11 protein-coding genes are annotated in these 18162 nt (G+C 54.8%); 8 read left to right on the top strand and 3 right to left on the bottom strand.

From position 1 onward, the window contains the following. Window positions 1–744: 744 nt before the first annotated feature. The 6 genes from AC1AWD_RS08045 (at window position 745) to AC1AWD_RS08020 (ending at window position 10354) form a co-directional block, all read left to right on the top strand. Window positions 745–3327, top strand: a complete 2583-nt coding sequence (locus AC1AWD_RS08045) for an LTA synthase family protein (RefSeq protein ID WP_476565422.1) — start codon at window positions 745–747, stop codon at window positions 3325–3327. Between the two features lie 228 nt (window positions 3328–3555). Further along, the gene (locus tag AC1AWD_RS08040; protein ID WP_476565420.1) at window positions 3556–4896 is read left to right on the top strand and encodes a DUF2142 domain-containing protein; all 1341 of its coding nucleotides are present in this window, start codon (window positions 3556–3558) and stop codon (window positions 4894–4896) included. Window positions 4897–4935: 39 nt separating this feature from the next. Continuing rightward, on the top strand, window positions 4936–5955 hold the full coding sequence (gene rfbB / locus AC1AWD_RS08035; protein ID WP_476565418.1) for a dTDP-glucose 4,6-dehydratase: 1020 nt from the start codon (window positions 4936–4938) through the stop codon (window positions 5953–5955). Window positions 5956–5979: 24 nt separating this feature from the next. Next, window positions 5980–7413 carry a sugar nucleotide-binding protein gene (locus AC1AWD_RS08030; protein ID WP_476565416.1) on the top strand — a complete coding sequence of 478 codons (1434 nt, stop codon included), beginning with the start codon at window positions 5980–5982 and terminating at the stop codon, window positions 7411–7413. Between the two features lie 129 nt (window positions 7414–7542). Then, window positions 7543–8787, top strand: coding sequence for a UDP binding domain-containing protein (locus tag AC1AWD_RS08025; protein ID WP_476565414.1), 1245 nt, complete (start codon window positions 7543–7545; stop codon window positions 8785–8787). Between the two features lie 136 nt (window positions 8788–8923). Continuing rightward, window positions 8924–10354: an oligosaccharide flippase family protein gene (locus AC1AWD_RS08020; RefSeq protein WP_476565412.1), complete on the top strand. Its 1431-nt coding sequence runs from the start codon at window positions 8924–8926 to the stop codon at window positions 10352–10354. A 12-nt stretch (window positions 10355–10366) separates the two neighbouring features. On the opposite strand, the gene AC1AWD_RS08015 is transcribed toward AC1AWD_RS08020, so the two are convergent. Next, entirely contained in the window at window positions 10367–12853 is a 2487-nt protein-coding gene (locus AC1AWD_RS08015) for a YfhO family protein (RefSeq protein ID WP_476565410.1), read from the bottom strand. Window positions 12854–13026: 173 nt separating this feature from the next. Here AC1AWD_RS08015 and AC1AWD_RS08010 point away from each other — a divergent pair, with 173 nt between their 5' ends. Together AC1AWD_RS08010 and AC1AWD_RS08005 are read left to right on the top strand one after the other, a co-directional pair. Further along, entirely contained in the window at window positions 13027–14742 is a 1716-nt protein-coding gene (locus AC1AWD_RS08010; RefSeq protein WP_476565408.1) for an N-acetylmuramoyl-L-alanine amidase, read from the top strand. A 94-nt stretch (window positions 14743–14836) separates the two neighbouring features. Then, window positions 14837–15907: a glycosyltransferase gene (locus AC1AWD_RS08005; RefSeq protein WP_476565406.1), complete on the top strand. Its 1071-nt coding sequence runs from the start codon at window positions 14837–14839 to the stop codon at window positions 15905–15907. A gap of 102 nt (window positions 15908–16009) precedes the next feature. Here AC1AWD_RS08005 and AC1AWD_RS08000 read toward each other — a convergent pair whose 3' ends face one another. Together AC1AWD_RS08000 and AC1AWD_RS07995 are read right to left on the bottom strand one after the other, a co-directional pair. Beyond that, window positions 16010–17266, bottom strand: coding sequence for an ABC transporter ATP-binding protein (locus AC1AWD_RS08000; protein WP_476565404.1), 1257 nt, complete (start codon window positions 17264–17266; stop codon window positions 16010–16012). 4 nt (window positions 17267–17270) lie between these two features. Beyond that, window positions 17271–18095: an ABC transporter permease gene (locus AC1AWD_RS07995; protein ID WP_476565424.1), complete on the bottom strand. Its 825-nt coding sequence runs from the start codon at window positions 18093–18095 to the stop codon at window positions 17271–17273. Between the last annotated feature and the right edge of the window lie 67 nt (window positions 18096–18162).

Below are 18162 nucleotides of genomic sequence, written 5' to 3'. Positions count from 1 at the left end.
CGAAACGCGGGAGCGGGAATCGGACTGGCAATCATTGACTTACATAAAGCATAAGTAGTACAGACACGCTCTTGAGTTCTCAAACCACCACCACACGCAACGAAACAGGCCACGGGACCGAACCCCCGGCCGCACCGTGCGGCAGCAAGGGATAAACTTACACGCACCCGGCCCGCCACGCAAACCGGAAGGCGCGCGAAACCACGGGACCCGTTGCAAACACACGCATCCCACGGCGTGTCGCAACACCGACAAAACCAGTCAAACCAGCCGGCAAAACATCGACGACATTACCGTCAACGTCAACACTACGACTACATCACACACATATGTGTATTGGCACGCATCTATGGGGATCTTCTTTGCGACATCAAAAACGGAAAAATCCAAACTGGTAATCAAGTACATCGTAATCACAAAAGAAACCGCAAAACATCACATTCAACAATCGAATGCGACCGCACACAATACCCAGCAATCAGCAACATACATGAAGACCGCTTTCGCATCAGCACAGCATCATGCCAAACATGAACGCCAGATTACGTGAAACTTACAGGCTGATGTACGAACCGTCGTATCTGTGCCATTAATATGTGCCCGTACTTATTTTGCGAACACAACCATGCCCGCAACGAGACGGGCTGTTGAAAGCAGGGCCGAATGCAGAAACGAAACATCCGCAGAACTTCAGCTAACGAGAATGCTGATCAGACTGAGATGAATGATGTTTCACGTGAAACTATGGATAACGAAAAATCCGCGCAAGAGGCAAATACGCAAGATAACAAGGCAAATAAGATCGGCGCCAGCACAGAAAACGCCGACAACGACATAGATCCGACCGACAAAAACGCTGCAACGACGGATACAGCCAACGTTGAGCCCGACAATGATGACGAGGATGCCGGCGACACCGCTGGAAGCGACGTCGAAAACAACGCCAACGACGAAGCAGCCGGAACAACAGGTGACAGCAGTGACGGCAATAATGCATTAGATACTGCAAACACCTCGGAAGACTCCAAAAAAACAGCAGCCACGTCTGACAATATCGTCAACGAATCGAATGATGACAGCCATATCGAGAACACCGCAAACGTGAACGCCGCAGAAAAAAACTTCCGACGAAACCAAGCCGACTCGAATGCTGACAACGATCAGGAGGGCGACGGCAACCAAGAAAGCGACACGAACACGGCCGCAGGTGAATCCGCGGCGGAACAGCAGACCGGCCCGTCGAAGGCACGACAGACGGCGTGCACTGTGGGCGGAGTGATTGCGGCGGCATGGCATAAGCGCCTGAAGTTCTCCTACGCGTTCTACGCAATCGTATTCACCTTGCTGACCGCAGCATCCGTCGTCGCGCTGCAATGGAGCGTCTACAGCGAACCGACCTACGCGGCCGACGCCGAAGTCGACGAGGCAACGCGAGCATGGGAAAGCATCGCCGGCCAAGTCACCAAATTCATATCACAGATATGGCTTCAGCATCAATACATAGCACTGTTGAATTTCCTCGTTTTGGGATTGATGTATCTGGTGCTCATCTTCCTGTTCAATCGCTTCTGGATCGCCACCGCGGTATTCGGCACGACCATGGCGGTATTCTCCGTTGCGAATTTCATCAAAGTGCAGGCACGTGACGAGCCGATCATCCCCGCCGACCTGAATTTCGTTTCCGGCGGCAACACCGGCGAATTGATGTCGTTCATCCCCGACTCGTATATGCCGTATGTACATCAGATCATCAAACTGCTCATCATCGGCGTCGTCGGATGCATCATCCTGCAATTCCTGGATCGACGCAACGGTTTCTTCGAATTCCACTATCGCCGCCCGTTCCTGAAGGCAAAAAACGTCGCCGCGTTTGCGGGGCGTATCGTCGCGCTCGTCGCAAGCGCATCGCTGCTGCTCTCGTTCACATGGAATCTCAACATCAATGATTCATGGTCGAAGCAATTCGCACAGAGCATGGGCGATGCGCCGCAATTATGGAACAGCATGGGCGATGCCTTGAATAACGGGCCGGCAATGAATTTCCTGCGTCTTGCGCACACGGAGATCATGGACAAGCCCGAAGATTACAGCGAAGAAACCATGCAGGAGATTGCCGCGAAATATGCGGACGTCGCGGAGATGATGAATAAGACCCGTGATAACAATCTTTCCGACAATACGGTCATCCTGCTGCTTTCCGAGAGTTTCTCCGACCCGACAAGGGTTCCGGGCATCACTTTTTCGGAGGATCCGATGCCGTTCATCCGTCAGTTGAAGACGGAAACCACGTCCGGCCTGATGCTGTCCCCGGGATACGGCGGCGGTACCGCAAACATCGAATATCAAGCATTGACCGGATTGAATATGTCGAATTACGATTCGTCATTGTCGGTCGCATATCAGCAGCTGGTGCCCAAGCAGAGCTGGACTCCCACGTTCAACCAGTTGTGGGACGACGAAGATGGCACATCCAATTCGGTGGCGTTCCATTCGTTCGACCGCAACATGTATTTCCGTAACGACAACTATAAGAAGTTCGGATTCTCCACGTTCTACGCGAAAGACGGAGACGATCAGATGAGCGGACTGGAAGCGCTGGAATCGGCTTGGTATGCGTCCGACCATTCCACATATCAGAACGTGCTCGATCAGGTACGCAACAACGACGGGAGCGAATTCGTCCAAGTCGTGACGATGCAGAACCACATGCCATACGACGACTGGTATCAGGACAATCAGTTCAAGGCCGCGGACACATCGCAGAATCTCAGCGATTCGGAACGGGTCTCAATCGACACCTATGCCAAGGGCGTGAGCATCACCGACCAGGAGACCGCTGATTTTCTTGCGCAATTGGATGCAATGGATAAGCCGATCACAGTGATTTTCTATGGCGATCATTTGCCTGGCATTTATTCCACCGCGATGGGTGACCCCACGAATGCCGCCGCACTGCATGAGACCGACTATTTCATTTGGTCGAATAACGCGTCGTCCTCAAATGCCACGAAGCTTGACGCATCAAGCGCCGGTTATACATCGTCGAATTACTTCATGACGCAGGCCGCGGAACATATGAACGCGAAGGTTTCGCCGTACCTTGCTTTCCTGACGCAGATGCATGATGCGATTCCCGCTATTTCCGTGCCGTCGGCCGGCGCGGCCAGCGGGCAGAAGGCGACGTATATGGATGCCGAGGGAAATGTTGTCGCAGAGGATGATCTATCGAATGAGGCGCTGCAATTACTGCACGATTATGAGCTGATTCAATATGATCTGAGCGCCGGAAAGAATTATTTGAAGGACATGGGATTTACGAATTTATAAATTCGAATGATCTTCAAATGGTATGAGCGCCGTCGCTGACATCAATCAATATCGGCTCCTTCTTATCGACTCCTCTTCATCTGCATCTCTCTATACGCAAGGAGAATATGTGGGAGCCGGCATCAGTCACGGCAAATCACTATCATCAAGAAGCAGATTCGAGTCAACGCATAAGTCACATTGACCAAATCCACGAAGAGAAAATGCTACGTGAAGGCAATGAGAGAGATGAACGTTCCTCTGAGACACAGCGCAAGGCATGTGGCAAAGACTCCCTTTTCTAAAGCGCTACGGCAGATATTCCCTCCATCCATCTGCGTCTTTCTCGTTGCCGCCTTCATCACCGGAGGATCATTTCTATACGCGTTCGGCCCTCTGACCATACCTGATCCAGGACTGCATTCCACTGCAACCTATGCGGTTGCGACAGGGCAGTATTTTAATGAACCGGTTGATGTGGTCGACGATTATGGTAATCACACGCACCGTCAGACGATTACAGGAGATTCCACTGTTCTCGGCACGCAAGGCAAAGGCGCAACAGTCACAGATATATTGCAAGAATTCTGGTTTGATGACGCAAGGGACTCCCAGTATCAACAATTGATTGCAAATCCGACACAAATCACCATTCCCGTTCGTTCCAATCAATACCCGCCAATCCTATATGTTCCGCAAGGTATCGGCATGGCATTCGCGAGAGCCTTGCACGGCAACGGCTGGATGCAATTGCAAAGCGCTCGTGCGGCCAATCTGCTGTGCTACACGCTTGTCGGTTTTATCTCATTGTTGCTTATCGAAAAATACCGCCGAGGCCTACTCGTACTAATTCTTGTCAACCCCGTATCAATGTTTTTGGCATCCGCTTTGAGCTGCGATGCCAATGTATTGGCGCTTGCTACATTGATTGTGGCGCTTTTCCTCAATTTCAGCACACGGCGGCCACCAGCCTGGCAATTTATTATTTTCACCACATTGCTATGTCTGCTGATTCCGTTCAAGATGTGTTACTACCCGCTCATCGTCTTAGTGTTTTTGCTCCCCACCTCAACGATTCCAATACGCGGGAAGATCCTAATCTTCGTCTTCGCCACCGTTATCGGTTTGACGTCATATCTGCTATGGTCCAGAATATTCGGATTGACCTTCGCCACTTACAATGTTGCGGATAACTTCAATTACATCCTGCACCATCCAATTACCATCTTTTTAATGCTACTGGCATCCGCAATGAACTATATGTGGCAGATGCTGTCAAACGGCAGCCTGGCTTCCGCGGTTTTCCTTCTCATCTTCATTGTTTTTCTCACCAAGACACAAGACAATGTTCCACTCAAAAAGACTCTTGCTATAACCAGCATCGCCATTATCAGCCTGATGATGGTTCTTGGAGCGATTCTGCTCACTTGGAATGACGCGTCTACTTTGACTTGGGGAAATCTAATACGCGGGTCCCAAGAGCGGTATGCAGTACCATTGCTACCGTTATTGGTTGTTTTATTGCCATCACAAGCACACACACAAGAATCTGTTCAGCAGCAATCCGTCGGGACATTGCAGAATGCATAGACCCTTCGAAGGGTCAGTCGTCACGTTACACTGGGTGACATGGCTGAAGAATTCTCTCCGAAGAACATCATCGTGACCGGTGGCTGTGGCTTCATCGGTTCGAATTTCGTGCATTATGTCGTGAACAACCATCCCGGGACGCATGTGACCGTGTTGGATGCGCTTACCTATGCGGGCAACATCGAGAACATCGCCGGCCTGCCGGAGGACCGTGTGGAGTTCGTGCATGGGAACATCTGCGACGCCGAACTGCTCGATCGCATCGTGCCGGGCCATGACGCGATTGTGCATTACGCGGCCGAATCGCATAACGACAACTCCATCGCAGATCCGGAGCCGTTCCTGAAAACCAACGTCGAAGGCACGTTCCGTCTGCTGGAGGCCGTGCGCAAGTATGGCATCCGCTACCATCATGTGAGCACGGACGAAGTGTACGGCGACTTGGCGCTGGATGATCCCGCGAAGTTCACCGAATCTACGCCGTACCGGCCGTCAAGCCCATACTCGTCCACGAAGGCCGCATCCGACATGCTAGTGCGCGCCTGGACCCGCACATATGGCCTCAGGACCACGATTTCGAACTGTTCGAACAATTATGGCCCATACCAGCATGTGGAGAAGTTCATTCCGCGTCAGATCACGAACATCCTTACGGGCGAACGTCCGAAGCTGTACGGCAGGGGCGAGAACGTGCGCGACTGGATCCACACCGATGATCATTCCTCCGGCGTGTGGACGATCCTGACGAAGGGCCGCATGGGCGAAACCTATTTGATCGGCGCGAACGGTGAAAAGAACAACATCACCGTGCTGCGCATGATTCTGGAGATGATGGGTCAGGATCCGGACGCGTTCGACTGGGTGAAGGATCGCCCAGGCCACGATCGCCGTTACGCCATCGATTCCACCAAGTTGCAGACTGAACTGGGTTGGAAACCGCAGCATACGGACTTCGCCGAAGGTCTTAAGCGCACGATCGAATGGTATACCGACAACCGCGCCTGGTGGGAGCCGGCAAAGGCCGCGACCGAAGCCCGTTACAAGCAGCAGGGCCAGTAAAGGAAAAGGGAGCGTTCTTCGATTATGGATTTCGAAAAAGAACTGAAGGTCACCGAAACCAACATCCCGGGCCTGCTGGTATTCGACCTTCCGGTGCACGGCGATAACCGGGGCTGGTTCAAGGAGAACTGGCAGCGCGCGAAGATGACCGGATTGGGCCTGCCGGATTTCGGTCCCGTCCAGAACAACATCTCGTATAACGCGACCCGCGGCGTGACTCGCGGCATTCATGCGGAACCTTGGGACAAGTACATCTCGATCGCGGCGGGCGAGATCTTCGGCGCATGGGTCGATTTGCGTCCCGGCAAAAGCTTCGGCCAGGTGTACACGACCCGTCTGGACCCGTCTCGCGCGATCTACGTACCGCGCGGCGTGGGCAATAGCTTCCAGGCGCTCGAGGACGGCACGGTGTACACGTATCTGGTGAACGCGCATTGGAGCCTCGAGCAGAAGAAGACCTATACCTTCGTGAATCTGGCCGACCCCGAGCTCGCTATCGAATGGCCGATTCCGCTGTCCGAATGCGAACTGTCCGACGCGGACAAGGCGCATCCGATGCTGAAGGACGCCAGGCCGATGGACCCGAAGCGCACGATGGTCACCGGCTGCAACGGTCAGCTCGGACGTGCGATCCGCGCATATGTCGATGCGCATAGCCTGGAGGGCTTTGAATTCAACGACATCGACACGTTCGACTTCTCCGACCCTGCCCAGTACGACCGGTTTGACTGGTCGCTGTACGGCACGATCATCAACGCCGGCGCCTATACGGCCGTCGACAAGGCCGAAACCCCGGAGGGCCGCACGGCCGCATGGAAGGCGAATGCGCAGGGACCGGCACTGCTGGCCCGCGTCGCGGAAGAGCACAACATCACGCTGGTGCATGTGAGCTCCGACTATGTGTTTGACGGCACACGCGAGACGCATGACGAGACCGAGGCGTTCGCGCCGCTGGGCGTGTACGGGCAGACAAAGGCCGCCGGCGACATTGCGGTCGCGAACTGCCCGCGCCACTACATTCTGCGTTCGAGCTGGGTGATCGGCGATGGCCACAATTTCGTCAAGACCATGGCGAACCTATCCAACCGTGTCGCCGATCCGGAAGACAAGCTCGAGCAGGTGACCGTGGTCGACGACCAATACGGCCGCCTGACCTTCACCAAGGACATGGCCGAGGCGATCTTCCATCTGCTGGATTCGCATGCGGACTATGGCACGTACGATCTGACCGGCGAAGGCGAGACCGTCAGCTGGGCCGATATCGCGCGCAAGGTGTTCGATCTGGCCAACGGCAACGGCGACAAGGTCGTTCCGATCAGTACGGAACAGTATTTCGCGAACGCTTCCGTTCCGGTAAGCCCTCGCCCGACGTACAGCACGCTAAGCCTGGACAAAATCGAAGCCACTGGCTACACACCAGCCAATTGGGAAAACAGATTGCGCAACTATCTGGCGTAAAGCTACCGTCCACCAGATCCTCAGCCAATACATTAACACAGTGGTGTCTTCACGTTTCTCCGTGAGAACACCACTTTTTTGCCCCTGCTCCTATGATGAGCACTATCACCAATGGAAGGTAGGTCTGTTATGAAGATTGCGGTCGCTGGAACCGGTTATGTCGGCCTGTCCGTGGCGCTCCTGCTCGCGCAGCATAACGAAGTGCACGCGCTGGACATCGTCGAGGAAAAAGTCACCAAGCTCAACAACGGCATCAGCCCGATCGTCGACAAGGAAATCACCCAGTTCCTCGACGACAACACCTCCGGCAAGCACCCGCTCGACTTCCACGCGACCATCGATCCTGCCGAAGCGTACGAAAACGTCGAATACGCGGTGATTGCGACGCCGACGAACTACGACACGAAACGCAACTACTTCGACACCTCCAGCGTGGAGGCCGCCATTGCCGCGGTCCGAGAGCACGCCCCGCAGGCCTGGATCGTGATCAAGTCCACCATCCCAGTCGGATACACGCAGCAGCTGCGCGACCGTCTTCAGGACGCGCGCATCCTGTTCTCCCCCGAATTCCTGCGTGAAGGCCACGCACTGTACGACAACCTGCATCCGAGCCGCATCATCGCGGGCGCCCCGCAGGACGACACGGAGGCTGTCAAAGCCGCACACCGTTTCGTCGATCTGCTTGCCCAGGGCGCCGCGGCGGGCGACGAGCAGCGCATCAACCCGGACGGCTCGATCGGCATCCCGCAGCTCGTCGTGGGCACCACGGAGGCGGAGGCGATCAAACTGTTCGCCAACACGTACCTGGCCCTGCGCGTCGCCTACTTCAACGAGCTCGACACGTACGCGGAATCCCGCGGTTTGAACACGCACGAGATCATCAGCGGCGTGTGCATGGACCCGCGTATTCGCGACGACTATAACAATCCGAGCTTCGGCTACGGCGGCTACTGCCTGCCGAAGGACACCAAGCAGCTACTCGCCAACTACGACAAGGTCCCGCAGAACCTGATCGAGGCGATCGTCGAGGCGAACCGCACACGCAAGGACTTCATCGCCGATGAGATCACCGAACGCGTCGCCTGCATCGCCAAGCCAGTGGTCGGTGTGTACCGGCTGACCATGAAGTCAGGTTCTGACAATTTCCGCCAGTCCGCGATTCAGGGCGTGATGAAGCGCGTGAAGGCCCGGGGCATCACCGTTCTGGTGTATGAGCCGACGCTGAACGATCCGGATTTCTACGGCAGCGAGGTCACGCATGACCTGGCCTCGTTCAAGGAACGCTGCGACCTGATTATCGCGAACCGTTGGAACGACGACCTCGCCGACGTCAGCGACAAGGTGTATACGAGGGATTTGTTCCGCCGCGACTAGACACAGGCAGAGCACTATCGATAAATTTCGTTGCGCCGACGCCATAACAGGCGTCGGCGCAACGTTTCGAAGTAATCCACACAGTAATTCCAGGACTTCGCAACATCTCACCATAATTCGAAAGGATGCTCACCGCATGCGCCGAGGATTGATGCTGAATCTCGTCAGCAACATCGTGTTTTTCGTTGCCGGATACGTGATTCACTTCTTCCTTGGTCATACGATGTCCGCCGCCAGCTATGGCATCGTCGGCACGGTGATGACCGTGCTCGATTTCGAATACATGTTCCTCTCCAACGGCGCACGACAGTCGCTGGCCAAGGAAATTTCGATGAAACGCTATGCGATTGGCGACGTGATTCGTAAAACCATCGCATTCCAGCTTATTTTGGCGCTTGCATTCTTCTCGCTGAATTTCTTCGGCGCTCCCCTGCTTGCCGCCGCCTTGAACGACATGTCGCTGACACGTTATTTCCAAATCGCCGCGTTCCTGGTGCCAGCGAATAGCCTGTTTGTGCTGCTGCTTGGCATAACCGACGGCATCCAACAGTTTTCCATAAGTGCGGCGCTGAACACCTTCTACCCCATTTCCAAGCTGCTGGTTATTCCGCTGATTCTGTTTGCCTTTGCCGACGATCCAGTGGCAGGTATGGAAGTAGGCTATCTACTGGCTCTGCTACTGTGCATTGTTTTGGGCGGCATGGCGTTGATTCGCAATCGTCGACTGCTGCACCGCGAAGGCGGTGAGCCTGTCCATTTCCGCACTATTGCCAAGAACACACTAAGTTTCTCCGTGTTTTTCATTATGGCGTCGCTGGTGCTGAGCTTCGACACGCTGGCCGTGAAGTCGATGATTGAGCCAGCATCAATGACCGGCTATTACACAGGTGCCGTGAATTTCGGTAAGCTTTCCTATTATTTGCTGAATGCCTTTTTCACGATGATTTTGCCGCTAGTGGCGAAGGCGGTTGGCGAGCGTGATATTGACTGCGCCGTCAATCATGTGAAGAATTTTATGACGCTTATCACAGCCATGATCCTGCCGATTCCCGTCGTGATTGCGGCAAGCAGCAGCACATTGCTGTCGGTGTTCTACCAACCCGAATATTCGGCGGCCGCCCCGGCTTTAAGCTGTCTATCGATGTCGAGCTTCTTCATGGGTATGACGGTGCTATTGAACATGGTGCATACGAATTTCGCGTCCAACCGTTTTTCCGACGTTCTGTCGATCACATCGCTGGTGATCGTGATCCCGCTTTTTGTAATTACGGCAAAATTCGGCGGCATTACGGCAATCGCAGTATGCAGCATGACGTGCACCGCGGTGACGATGCTGATTTCGCTTGCCGCAGTGATTCGCCGGACCGGCAACATCCTGACACGTCGCATGGCGGCCGCGATTATTGCGAATATCCTGCTATTTGCCGTTACCGCCCTGCTATTCGCTTGGATGCCGACGATTACGAACCTGTTCGCACTGGCCGCCGTGTATGCGGCTCTGTATTTCGTATTCGTCGGCATCATGCTGGCACTTCGCGTGGTCAAACTGCCGCAGATGCGGCGCTGACGCGTCGGTTCGTCAGAGTGTGCCGGATGTTTCACCAATCCGGTCGAACCATGCGTTTTCGCGTCGGGCGCATACGCCGACCACAAGCAGTACCGCCAGACCGACGACCGCGATAGCGCCGAACACATGCAAGCTGGACGATTCATAACGCAGTTCGATGGTATGTTCGCCAGCCGGCACCGCAACGGTTCGGAACAGCCCATTGCCTTCATACAAGGTCGTTTCCTCGCCGTCGATGTAGGCTTTCCAGCCTTTGTCAGCATATTCGTTGACGATCAGATACTTGTCGGATTCCGCGTCGACGGTGATGACCATGTCACCGTCAGACTCAGTCCGTACGTCGGTGATATCGGCGGTGGTATCAATGTCGGTGGATGCGAGATCGCTTTCCGACGTGCTTTCCGTACCTTCCGGCGCACCATATTCCTTACTGAAGAAGACGGTATTCGGCAGATACTCCTCACTCATCGCGGCAAGCACCTCATCGTTGGTCTGCTTAACAATCACATTGTCGACAAGCTGCACATTAGGGGCGGTGTCTTCGATTTCCTTGACGAGCAGACCGTCATCACCGACGGCGACCATGCCTTCGCCGCTGGACTGGTCCTCGACGGATTCCCATTCCGCAGTGCTGACGACATATTTGACGCCGATGTAACGCAGCATGTTCTCATTGGATACGTTTTGGAAAACAGTATTGGTAGGGCTGATTTCGTACGCGCTTTCATCAATGGCGTTGTAATACGCCTTGATATCCGGATTCGTCATATACAGCCCGTGTCCGCGAATATCACGCAGACCGTAGAACATCGGCGAGCCAACTGGGAAATTCACGTCCTTCGCCACGATCTTCTCGTCATCGCGCGTGTGCTCCTGCAGATAGGTGATCGTGGATGTGGCTTCAGGCACAGCGGAAACCCCTTTTTCCACCAACGGCAGGTACTGGCTGGCGAAATAGCCGGTGTCGGCGATCACCGCGCCGCACATGATTACGGAGCATAGCGCCGACAGCATTTTCCGCACAGTGCCACCATACCGTGCGAAGCTTGGCATGGTCGCAAAAGGCACGGTCCGCAGAACCACCACCAGCATGAATGCGGCTACCGCCAGAAATGCTATATGTATTTGCTGGAATCCAAGATTGACCGATCTCGGTGTGCCGCGCACGATCGCATACATCGCAAGGAACCCGACCAGCCCCAGCAATGAGGCGCCCCAAATCTGCGCGCGGCGTCGAGCCGTATCAACCGCTCGTGTCAACAGATCGTCCATATTGATGCCCAGCACAATCGCCAATGCGAAATTCAGCAGAATAACGATGCGGAACTTATAGGACGTGTTAATCATCGGCATGTGGGTGAAGACCACGTCGAACACAGGTGTAAACAACAGCAGCGTCACTATTATCGCCATGATCGCGAAAAATCCGACGCGCGGTTTGCGGCGAAGATTGATCAGTGTGAACGCCACTGTAATCACCGCCAATATACCGGTGTACAGCATGCTTTCGATGTTGTTCAGCGTCGTCGAGGTGTCGAGGAACGGAAAGAACAGCGTTTTGATCTGCGGCAACCCCAGTCCCATGGAGCTCCAATCGGACCGGGATTCCGAATATCCGTTCGAGCCGACCGAAGTAAGCAGACTGCCCGTGTATGGCAGGGACATGATGCCGCCCAATGCCACCGCACCGATGCCGCAGACGATGGTCGTCAGCAACCGACGCCAGCGCTTCCAATATGCACGGCATGCGTAGAACAGTGCGTACGCGGCAGCGACGTAAAGGAAATACGCGGCGAACGTCGGCATGCCGGCCGTCAGCATGAGGAACGTCAGCACCGCGATGCCTATCAGGTAGCGCACGCGCAGACGGCGAATCGTCATATCGATCAGCAGGAACAGCCAGGGCGCATACATACCGACTTCGGTATGCGGCCAGCCCTGCCACGTGACCATCGCCGCGGACAGCGCATATGTGGCGCCGGCGATGATGCCGCCGCGCACGCTGTATCCGAATTGACGCATCAGCAGGCACATGCCGAGGAAGGCCATGACGACTTTGATGACGGCGATCAGCGGCATCGCCACCTCGAGCGGCAGCAGATACAGGTAATTCAGTGGCGACAGATACAGGTTGACGCCCTGAGGCGCACCGATAGAGAAAGCGGCCACCCAGTCCGTGAAGATGCCCTGATGCATCGTCGCGTAAGCAATCGGCAACACGTTGTCGGAAATATCGGTGTAGCAATACCCGGAGGTTCTCACGCCTTCCGACTTGAACGGAGCCCAACCATACAGGCAGTTCGTGAACGAATAATTCCAATCGCCGAACACCACTTGACGGTATACATACAGCAACAGCGCCGCGAGCGCGATCAGCACGGCAACGGCAGAGGTGAATGCCATACGACGCTTGGCACATCCAAGGAGGCCTCTATTGGCTTGATCATCGTGTCGGTTGTCGTGAATCGAAGTATTGGCGGCTGCGTTACTGATAGTCATACGTTGGAAAACCTATTTCGTTTCGGTGCTGCGCGTAATGCTTGCTCCTTTTTCTACTAGTCATTCAACTGGACAATGCTGAAGGTGCGGGCTTTTCTTGGCTTGTAGATTTACGATTGTCTGGGAGACTTCGGGAGACGCGGCGCTTGCCGTGCGGAATGAGGTGTTTGATTATGCGTGTGATGGGTATGGCGTCTGCGGCTGCGATTGCTGCGATGTTTTCCGTGACGGCCGTTTTTGTCGTGCCGGCTGTGGCTTTCGGCGAGGGAACCGTCGGGACGGGAAAAGACACCGAGTCGGTTTCGACGACGGTGACGCATGATCCGCAGACCGATACAATCGATTTTTCGGCTGTTGGCGAAGCCGGAGCGTATGCCCGCATGGGTATGGACGCGACGGCTTTGCGGGATGCCGGCATCGACACGGATGATGATGACGTGGTCCTGCAGGCGTCGTCGACGCTGCGGGGCGATGCCGGTCTGTCTTCCGTGGCGGTGTCTTGGACGCAGAGCATCGCGGATGCCGAACAGGGCGCGCCGACGGTGATGCTGCGCTATCAGGATGACGGTGAATGGAGCGATTGGACCGAGTTACCGGCGAATATCGTTGACGCGGATGATGATGACGCGGATACGCCGACAGTGCAGGCGACCGATCCGATGTACGTCGGCGGCGCCGATGCGGTGGAGGCTCTTATCTCGTTTTCGGAAGACGCCGGAGATGCGTCATCGTTGATGCCGAAACTGACGGTTATCGATTCCGGATATGCATTGTCGGATGGGACCGAGCAAGATGAGGATGATTCCGAACAGAACGAGGCCGAAGAGGATGTTCCGCAGGCAACGCTGACGCCGGAGATTCACACGCGTGAAAGCTGGTGGCGTTCCGGGCTGCCGTCCCGTTTCTGGCCTGTCGACAATAGCGGCGATTGGCGTGGAGCAATCGTCCATCATACGGTGGATCGCAATGATTACGCCGAATCCGAAGTGAAGGCGATTGTACAGAACATCTATATTTTCCATACGCAGACGCGGGGCTGGGGCGATATCGGATACAATCTGCTCGTCGACCGTTTCGGCGGCATCTGGGAAGGCCGCGACGAAGGCGTGGCCAATGCCGTGAAGCCTGCAAGTCAGGCCGTCGGAGCGCATACCAGTGATTTCAATTATGCGACATTCGGCGTTTCCGTAATCGGCAGCTTCCATCTGGACGACAAGCCTTCCGAAGCCGCAGTGCAAAGCGTGGCTTCCGCGATTGCCTGGGAATTCAACGCCTTGGATTTGACCGATGCGTATGGCACGTTCCCCTATCTGGGAACACAGCAGCGCATCACCGGCCATGGGGATGATTCTCATCATGTGTATGGAGCGAACGACACGCTATGCCCGGGTATTCATCTCAGCGATGAGCTGCCGCGAATCCGGACCATTGTGCAGAGTCTGCTCGACACCACGATCCCAGACGGTGGCGTGCCGGTATATCGTCTGTACAATCCCGACAGCGGACTGCATCATTACACCACTGACGTCAGCGAGCGCGAACAACTGGTGTCCAATGGCTGGCGCGACGAACGTATTGCGTTCTATGCCTCGAAGAGCGACGGTTCTGCTGTGTACCGTCTATATAATCCGGAAGACGGCAATCATTTGTGGACATTGGATGCGAAGGAGCGTGATGACCTGATCCGTCAGGGATGGCGGGATGAGGGCATCGGCTGGTATTGCGATGACGGCAAGACCGATTCCGTGAGCACCGTACCGGTGTATCGCGTGTATTTGCCGCGCACCAGAGAGCATCTGTATACCGTCGACCTAGACGAGTATCGATCTTTGGTCACGCAATACGGCTGGCGTAACGAAGGTACGGCTTGGCTCGGCATTCAGGGATGATTATGTGCGGTCGGCAGTCGACGGCGCCTATATGAGACCCCGGATAGGCGCCGTCTTCGCATAATCTTTCCGCATTCCGTGTAGAGTCACTCGTATGGCCAATCAACATATCGAAGAATATGCGACACCGTTCATCAGCTTTGTTATGCCGGTTTATAACGCCGAGCACGATTTGCCGGCGACTTTGCACAGCATTATCGCACAGGATGATGGCCGGATCGAAATCGTATGCGTGGATGACGGTTCTCGTGATTCCAGCGGCAAGATTCTTGACGAGGCCGCACAACAACACAGCTGTATAACCGTGATTCATCAGGAAAATCAAGGCATTACCGCAGCACGCAATGCAGGCTTGGCCGCGGCAACGGGAACATGGATCTGTTTTGTTGACAATGATGATATCGTCGCGCAGGATGCGGTAAGCGTCATCCATCAAACCGCACAGTCCGACTGCGATATCGTCTACTACAATTTCCAACGTTTTTCCGAAGCACTACCGGATCAAAGCGGCAATCATTTAGGCGAATCGCATATCGTATCCGGCGCTGATATTACGCATCTGCAATCTGACTGCATCAATCGTTTCCGAGATAACACTCCGCTGATTCCACATTCGGTGCTGCCGACGCCGTGGGCGAAGATTTATCGTCGGGATTTTCTGACCGACAATAACCTGCGATTCCGTAATGAAGTCACGCATGAAGAGGACATCGTTTTCAATTTCGAAGTGTTGTCACATGTGACCGCCGCAAAAATCGTTGATTACACGCTGTATTACTACCGTTGGTCCGTGTATTCGGAAAGCCATCGCTACCGGCCGCATATTTTCGACAGCTGCAAGACGACACTGGCGGCCTATCGCGATATCATCGCCCGTTGCTACCCGAATCGTCCGGACATCGCAGAACTATATGAATATCGTGTGCTGTGGGAGTTGCAATATTGCGTGTTCCTTGGACCGATGCATGAGCATAATCCACATAATTATCGCGAACGAAAGCAGGAATTCAGGGCGCTGCGCGACTACCCGCCTTTTGCGAAGGCCTGCGACACGTTGAACACGCACCGTTTCGAAAGGCGTCAGGCTCTTCTTGCGACGCTGATCAAGTATCGTTGCTTCCTGCTGCTGTTCCTTATGGGCAAGGTTATCGGGCGAATCAGATAGAAGCAGCGCTCATAAAGCAAATGCGGTGTGTTCCGGCCAAAAGGACCGACAAACACACCGCATTATGCGGCTGTATATGATTCTTTGGTGTTTTTAGCGGACTTATCGGCGTGAAATCACGTGATAGTCCAATACATCCGTATTGATAAGACCGAAGCTGTCAACGATGCGAGAATCACGAATGACAAAATCACAAGCATGACGGTCATTAGTGAAACCAATCATCTCCGCCTCCGCCGGACTCTCATCATAGGCATGCAGAGATGCGAAAATACGGTAATCGCCATTGTTGAACATATGCAACGGCAATTCCAATTCCAATTCGTGCCGCCCGTAGGTGTCGCCGTCGAAAGTCTTGGCCAGCACCACGCCACCACGTTGCAGATCCTGCATGGCGACTACCAAGTAATAGTTCTTACGCTCGCTGTGGCATTCGTATTCCACCTTGAAGCGGAAGATTTCCTGACCTTTGCATAGCAAATCGGAGATTCCAGACACGCGGAATTCCGGGACCTGCTCGCTAAGGCCAACCGGATATACGCTGCCTTCCTGCGGTCTGTCGGCTTTCTTTTCCACAGCCAGGTTCTCCAACGTATAGCGATCGGCGACGTCGTCCTTGCTGCCTGACGCGATAATTTCGCCGTCCTTGATGAGAATCGCATTGTTGCAATACTTTTTCACCGATGGCATGGAATGCGTGACGAGAATGACCGTCTTGGTCGGATCCTTTTTGACGTCGGCGAAGAAGTTGTCGCATTTGCGCTGGAACGCCTCGTCGCCGACGGCGAGCACTTCGTCAAGCACCAGGATGTCGCCCTGTGCCTTGATGGCGACGGAGAAGGCGAGACGGACCTGCATGCCGGAGGAATAGTTCTTCAGTTTCTGATCCATGAAGTCGCCGAGTTCGGCGAAGTCGACGATGTCGTCGTACATGCCGTCGATTTCCTCACGGCTGAAGCCCAATAGAGCGCCGTTCAGATACACGTTCTCACGGCCCGTGAGTTCCGGATTGAAGCCGACGCCGAGTTCGATGAACGGCACCAGCTTGCCGTTGACGGTCACACGTCCTTTCTCCGGTACGTAGATGCCGGAGATGATCTTCAGCAGCGTGGACTTGCCGGAGCCGTTGCGGCCGACGATGCCGAAGAAGTCTCCTTGGCGCACTTCGAAATTGATGTCGCGCAGCACGTGCTGTTCGGTGTACCCCTTGATGCCTTTGGTCCAATTCAGGAACGCCTGCTTCAAGCCGCTGGCCTGTTCGGTGGGCAGCTTGAAGGATTTGGCGACATGTTCGACGGACAGCACCACCGGACGGGCATCGACGGCGTTTTCTTTCTGGGTCACGGTATTCTCCGTCATGGTTTTACAGCACCTCCGCGAACTTCTGGCTGCGCTTGCGGAACACGTGCACGCCCAGCCACAGCACCAAAACCGACAGCACATATGGAATCAGACAGATCAGCGGATTGTCGATCATCGTCCACACAGTGTCCACGTATTCCGGAGACAGCAGATTATGTCGAATATCCATAATCGCCTGTGTGCTCGGATTGAGCAGCAGCAGGTCGGCCGCCCAACCGAAATCCTCATTATTGGCGACCATTGAAAGCGGGTAGATGATAGGCGTCGCATAGAACATCGCCTGCAATACGACTTCCCAAATATGCGCGACGTCGCGGAAATACACATACAGCGTGCCTAGCAGCAATGCCACGCCCAGTGCGATCGCGTACAACTGCACGATGCTGAACGGCACCAGCAGCACACGCCATGTGTAATGCGCATGTGCGAAGAAGCCGAAGGCAATCACCACAAGCAGATTAATGCCCAATGAAATCATCGAGCCCATCGTGGTGGCCGCGACGATGATGTAGTTCGGGAAATGGATCTTGCGCAGCAGATCGCCGCGGTCCACAATGGCACGCATGCCCACACTGGTGGATTCGGAGAAGAAATTCCACAGGCAGGTGCCGCACAGCAAGGAGATTGGGAATGTCGGCGTGCCGTCGGTGAATTTCAGGAAGCGCACGAACACCACATACATGACGGCGAACAGCATCAACGGTTTCAGCACCGACCACAGAATGCCTAGGAACGACCCCTGATAGCGCAATTGGAAATCGGTTTTCACCAATTCGCGGAACACCACCATCGCGTAGCGGTACCGGTCCCGCAGACGTTTCACCATATTCTTCACAAGCGTCCTACCTTAGCAATGCGGGCCCCCGATGGAACGCTGATGCTCCCCGGCCCTC

This window comes from Bifidobacterium sp. LH_512 (assembly GCF_056356435.1).
Note: the sequence above shows the minus strand (reverse complement) of the source record. Positions and strands in the feature narration are given on the sequence as shown.

Bases quoted from the DNA above. Each gene is read 5' to 3' on its own strand.
- AC1AWD_RS08045 (WP_476565422.1), top strand. From the start codon at position 745: ATGGATAACGAAAAATCCGCGCAAGAGGCAAATACGCAAGATAACAAG.
- AC1AWD_RS08040 (WP_476565420.1), top strand. From the start codon at position 3,556: ATGAACGTTCCTCTGAGACACAGCGCAAGGCATGTGGCAAAGACTCCC.
- rfbB (WP_476565418.1), top strand. From the start codon at position 4,936: ATGGCTGAAGAATTCTCTCCGAAGAACATCATCGTGACCGGTGGCTGT.
- AC1AWD_RS08030 (WP_476565416.1), top strand. From the start codon at position 5,980: ATGGATTTCGAAAAAGAACTGAAGGTCACCGAAACCAACATCCCGGGC.
- AC1AWD_RS08025 (WP_476565414.1), top strand. From the start codon at position 7,543: ATGAAGATTGCGGTCGCTGGAACCGGTTATGTCGGCCTGTCCGTGGCG.
- AC1AWD_RS08020 (WP_476565412.1), top strand. From the start codon at position 8,924: ATGCGCCGAGGATTGATGCTGAATCTCGTCAGCAACATCGTGTTTTTC.
- AC1AWD_RS08015 (WP_476565410.1), bottom strand. From the start codon at position 12,853: ATGACTATCAGTAACGCAGCCGCCAATACTTCGATTCACGACAACCGA.
- AC1AWD_RS08010 (WP_476565408.1), top strand. From the start codon at position 13,027: ATGCGTGTGATGGGTATGGCGTCTGCGGCTGCGATTGCTGCGATGTTT.
- AC1AWD_RS08005 (WP_476565406.1), top strand. From the start codon at position 14,837: ATGGCCAATCAACATATCGAAGAATATGCGACACCGTTCATCAGCTTT.
- AC1AWD_RS08000 (WP_476565404.1), bottom strand. From the start codon at position 17,266: ATGACGGAGAATACCGTGACCCAGAAAGAAAACGCCGTCGATGCCCGT.
- AC1AWD_RS07995 (WP_476565424.1), bottom strand. From the start codon at position 18,095: ATGGTGAAACGTCTGCGGGACCGGTACCGCTACGCGATGGTGGTGTTC.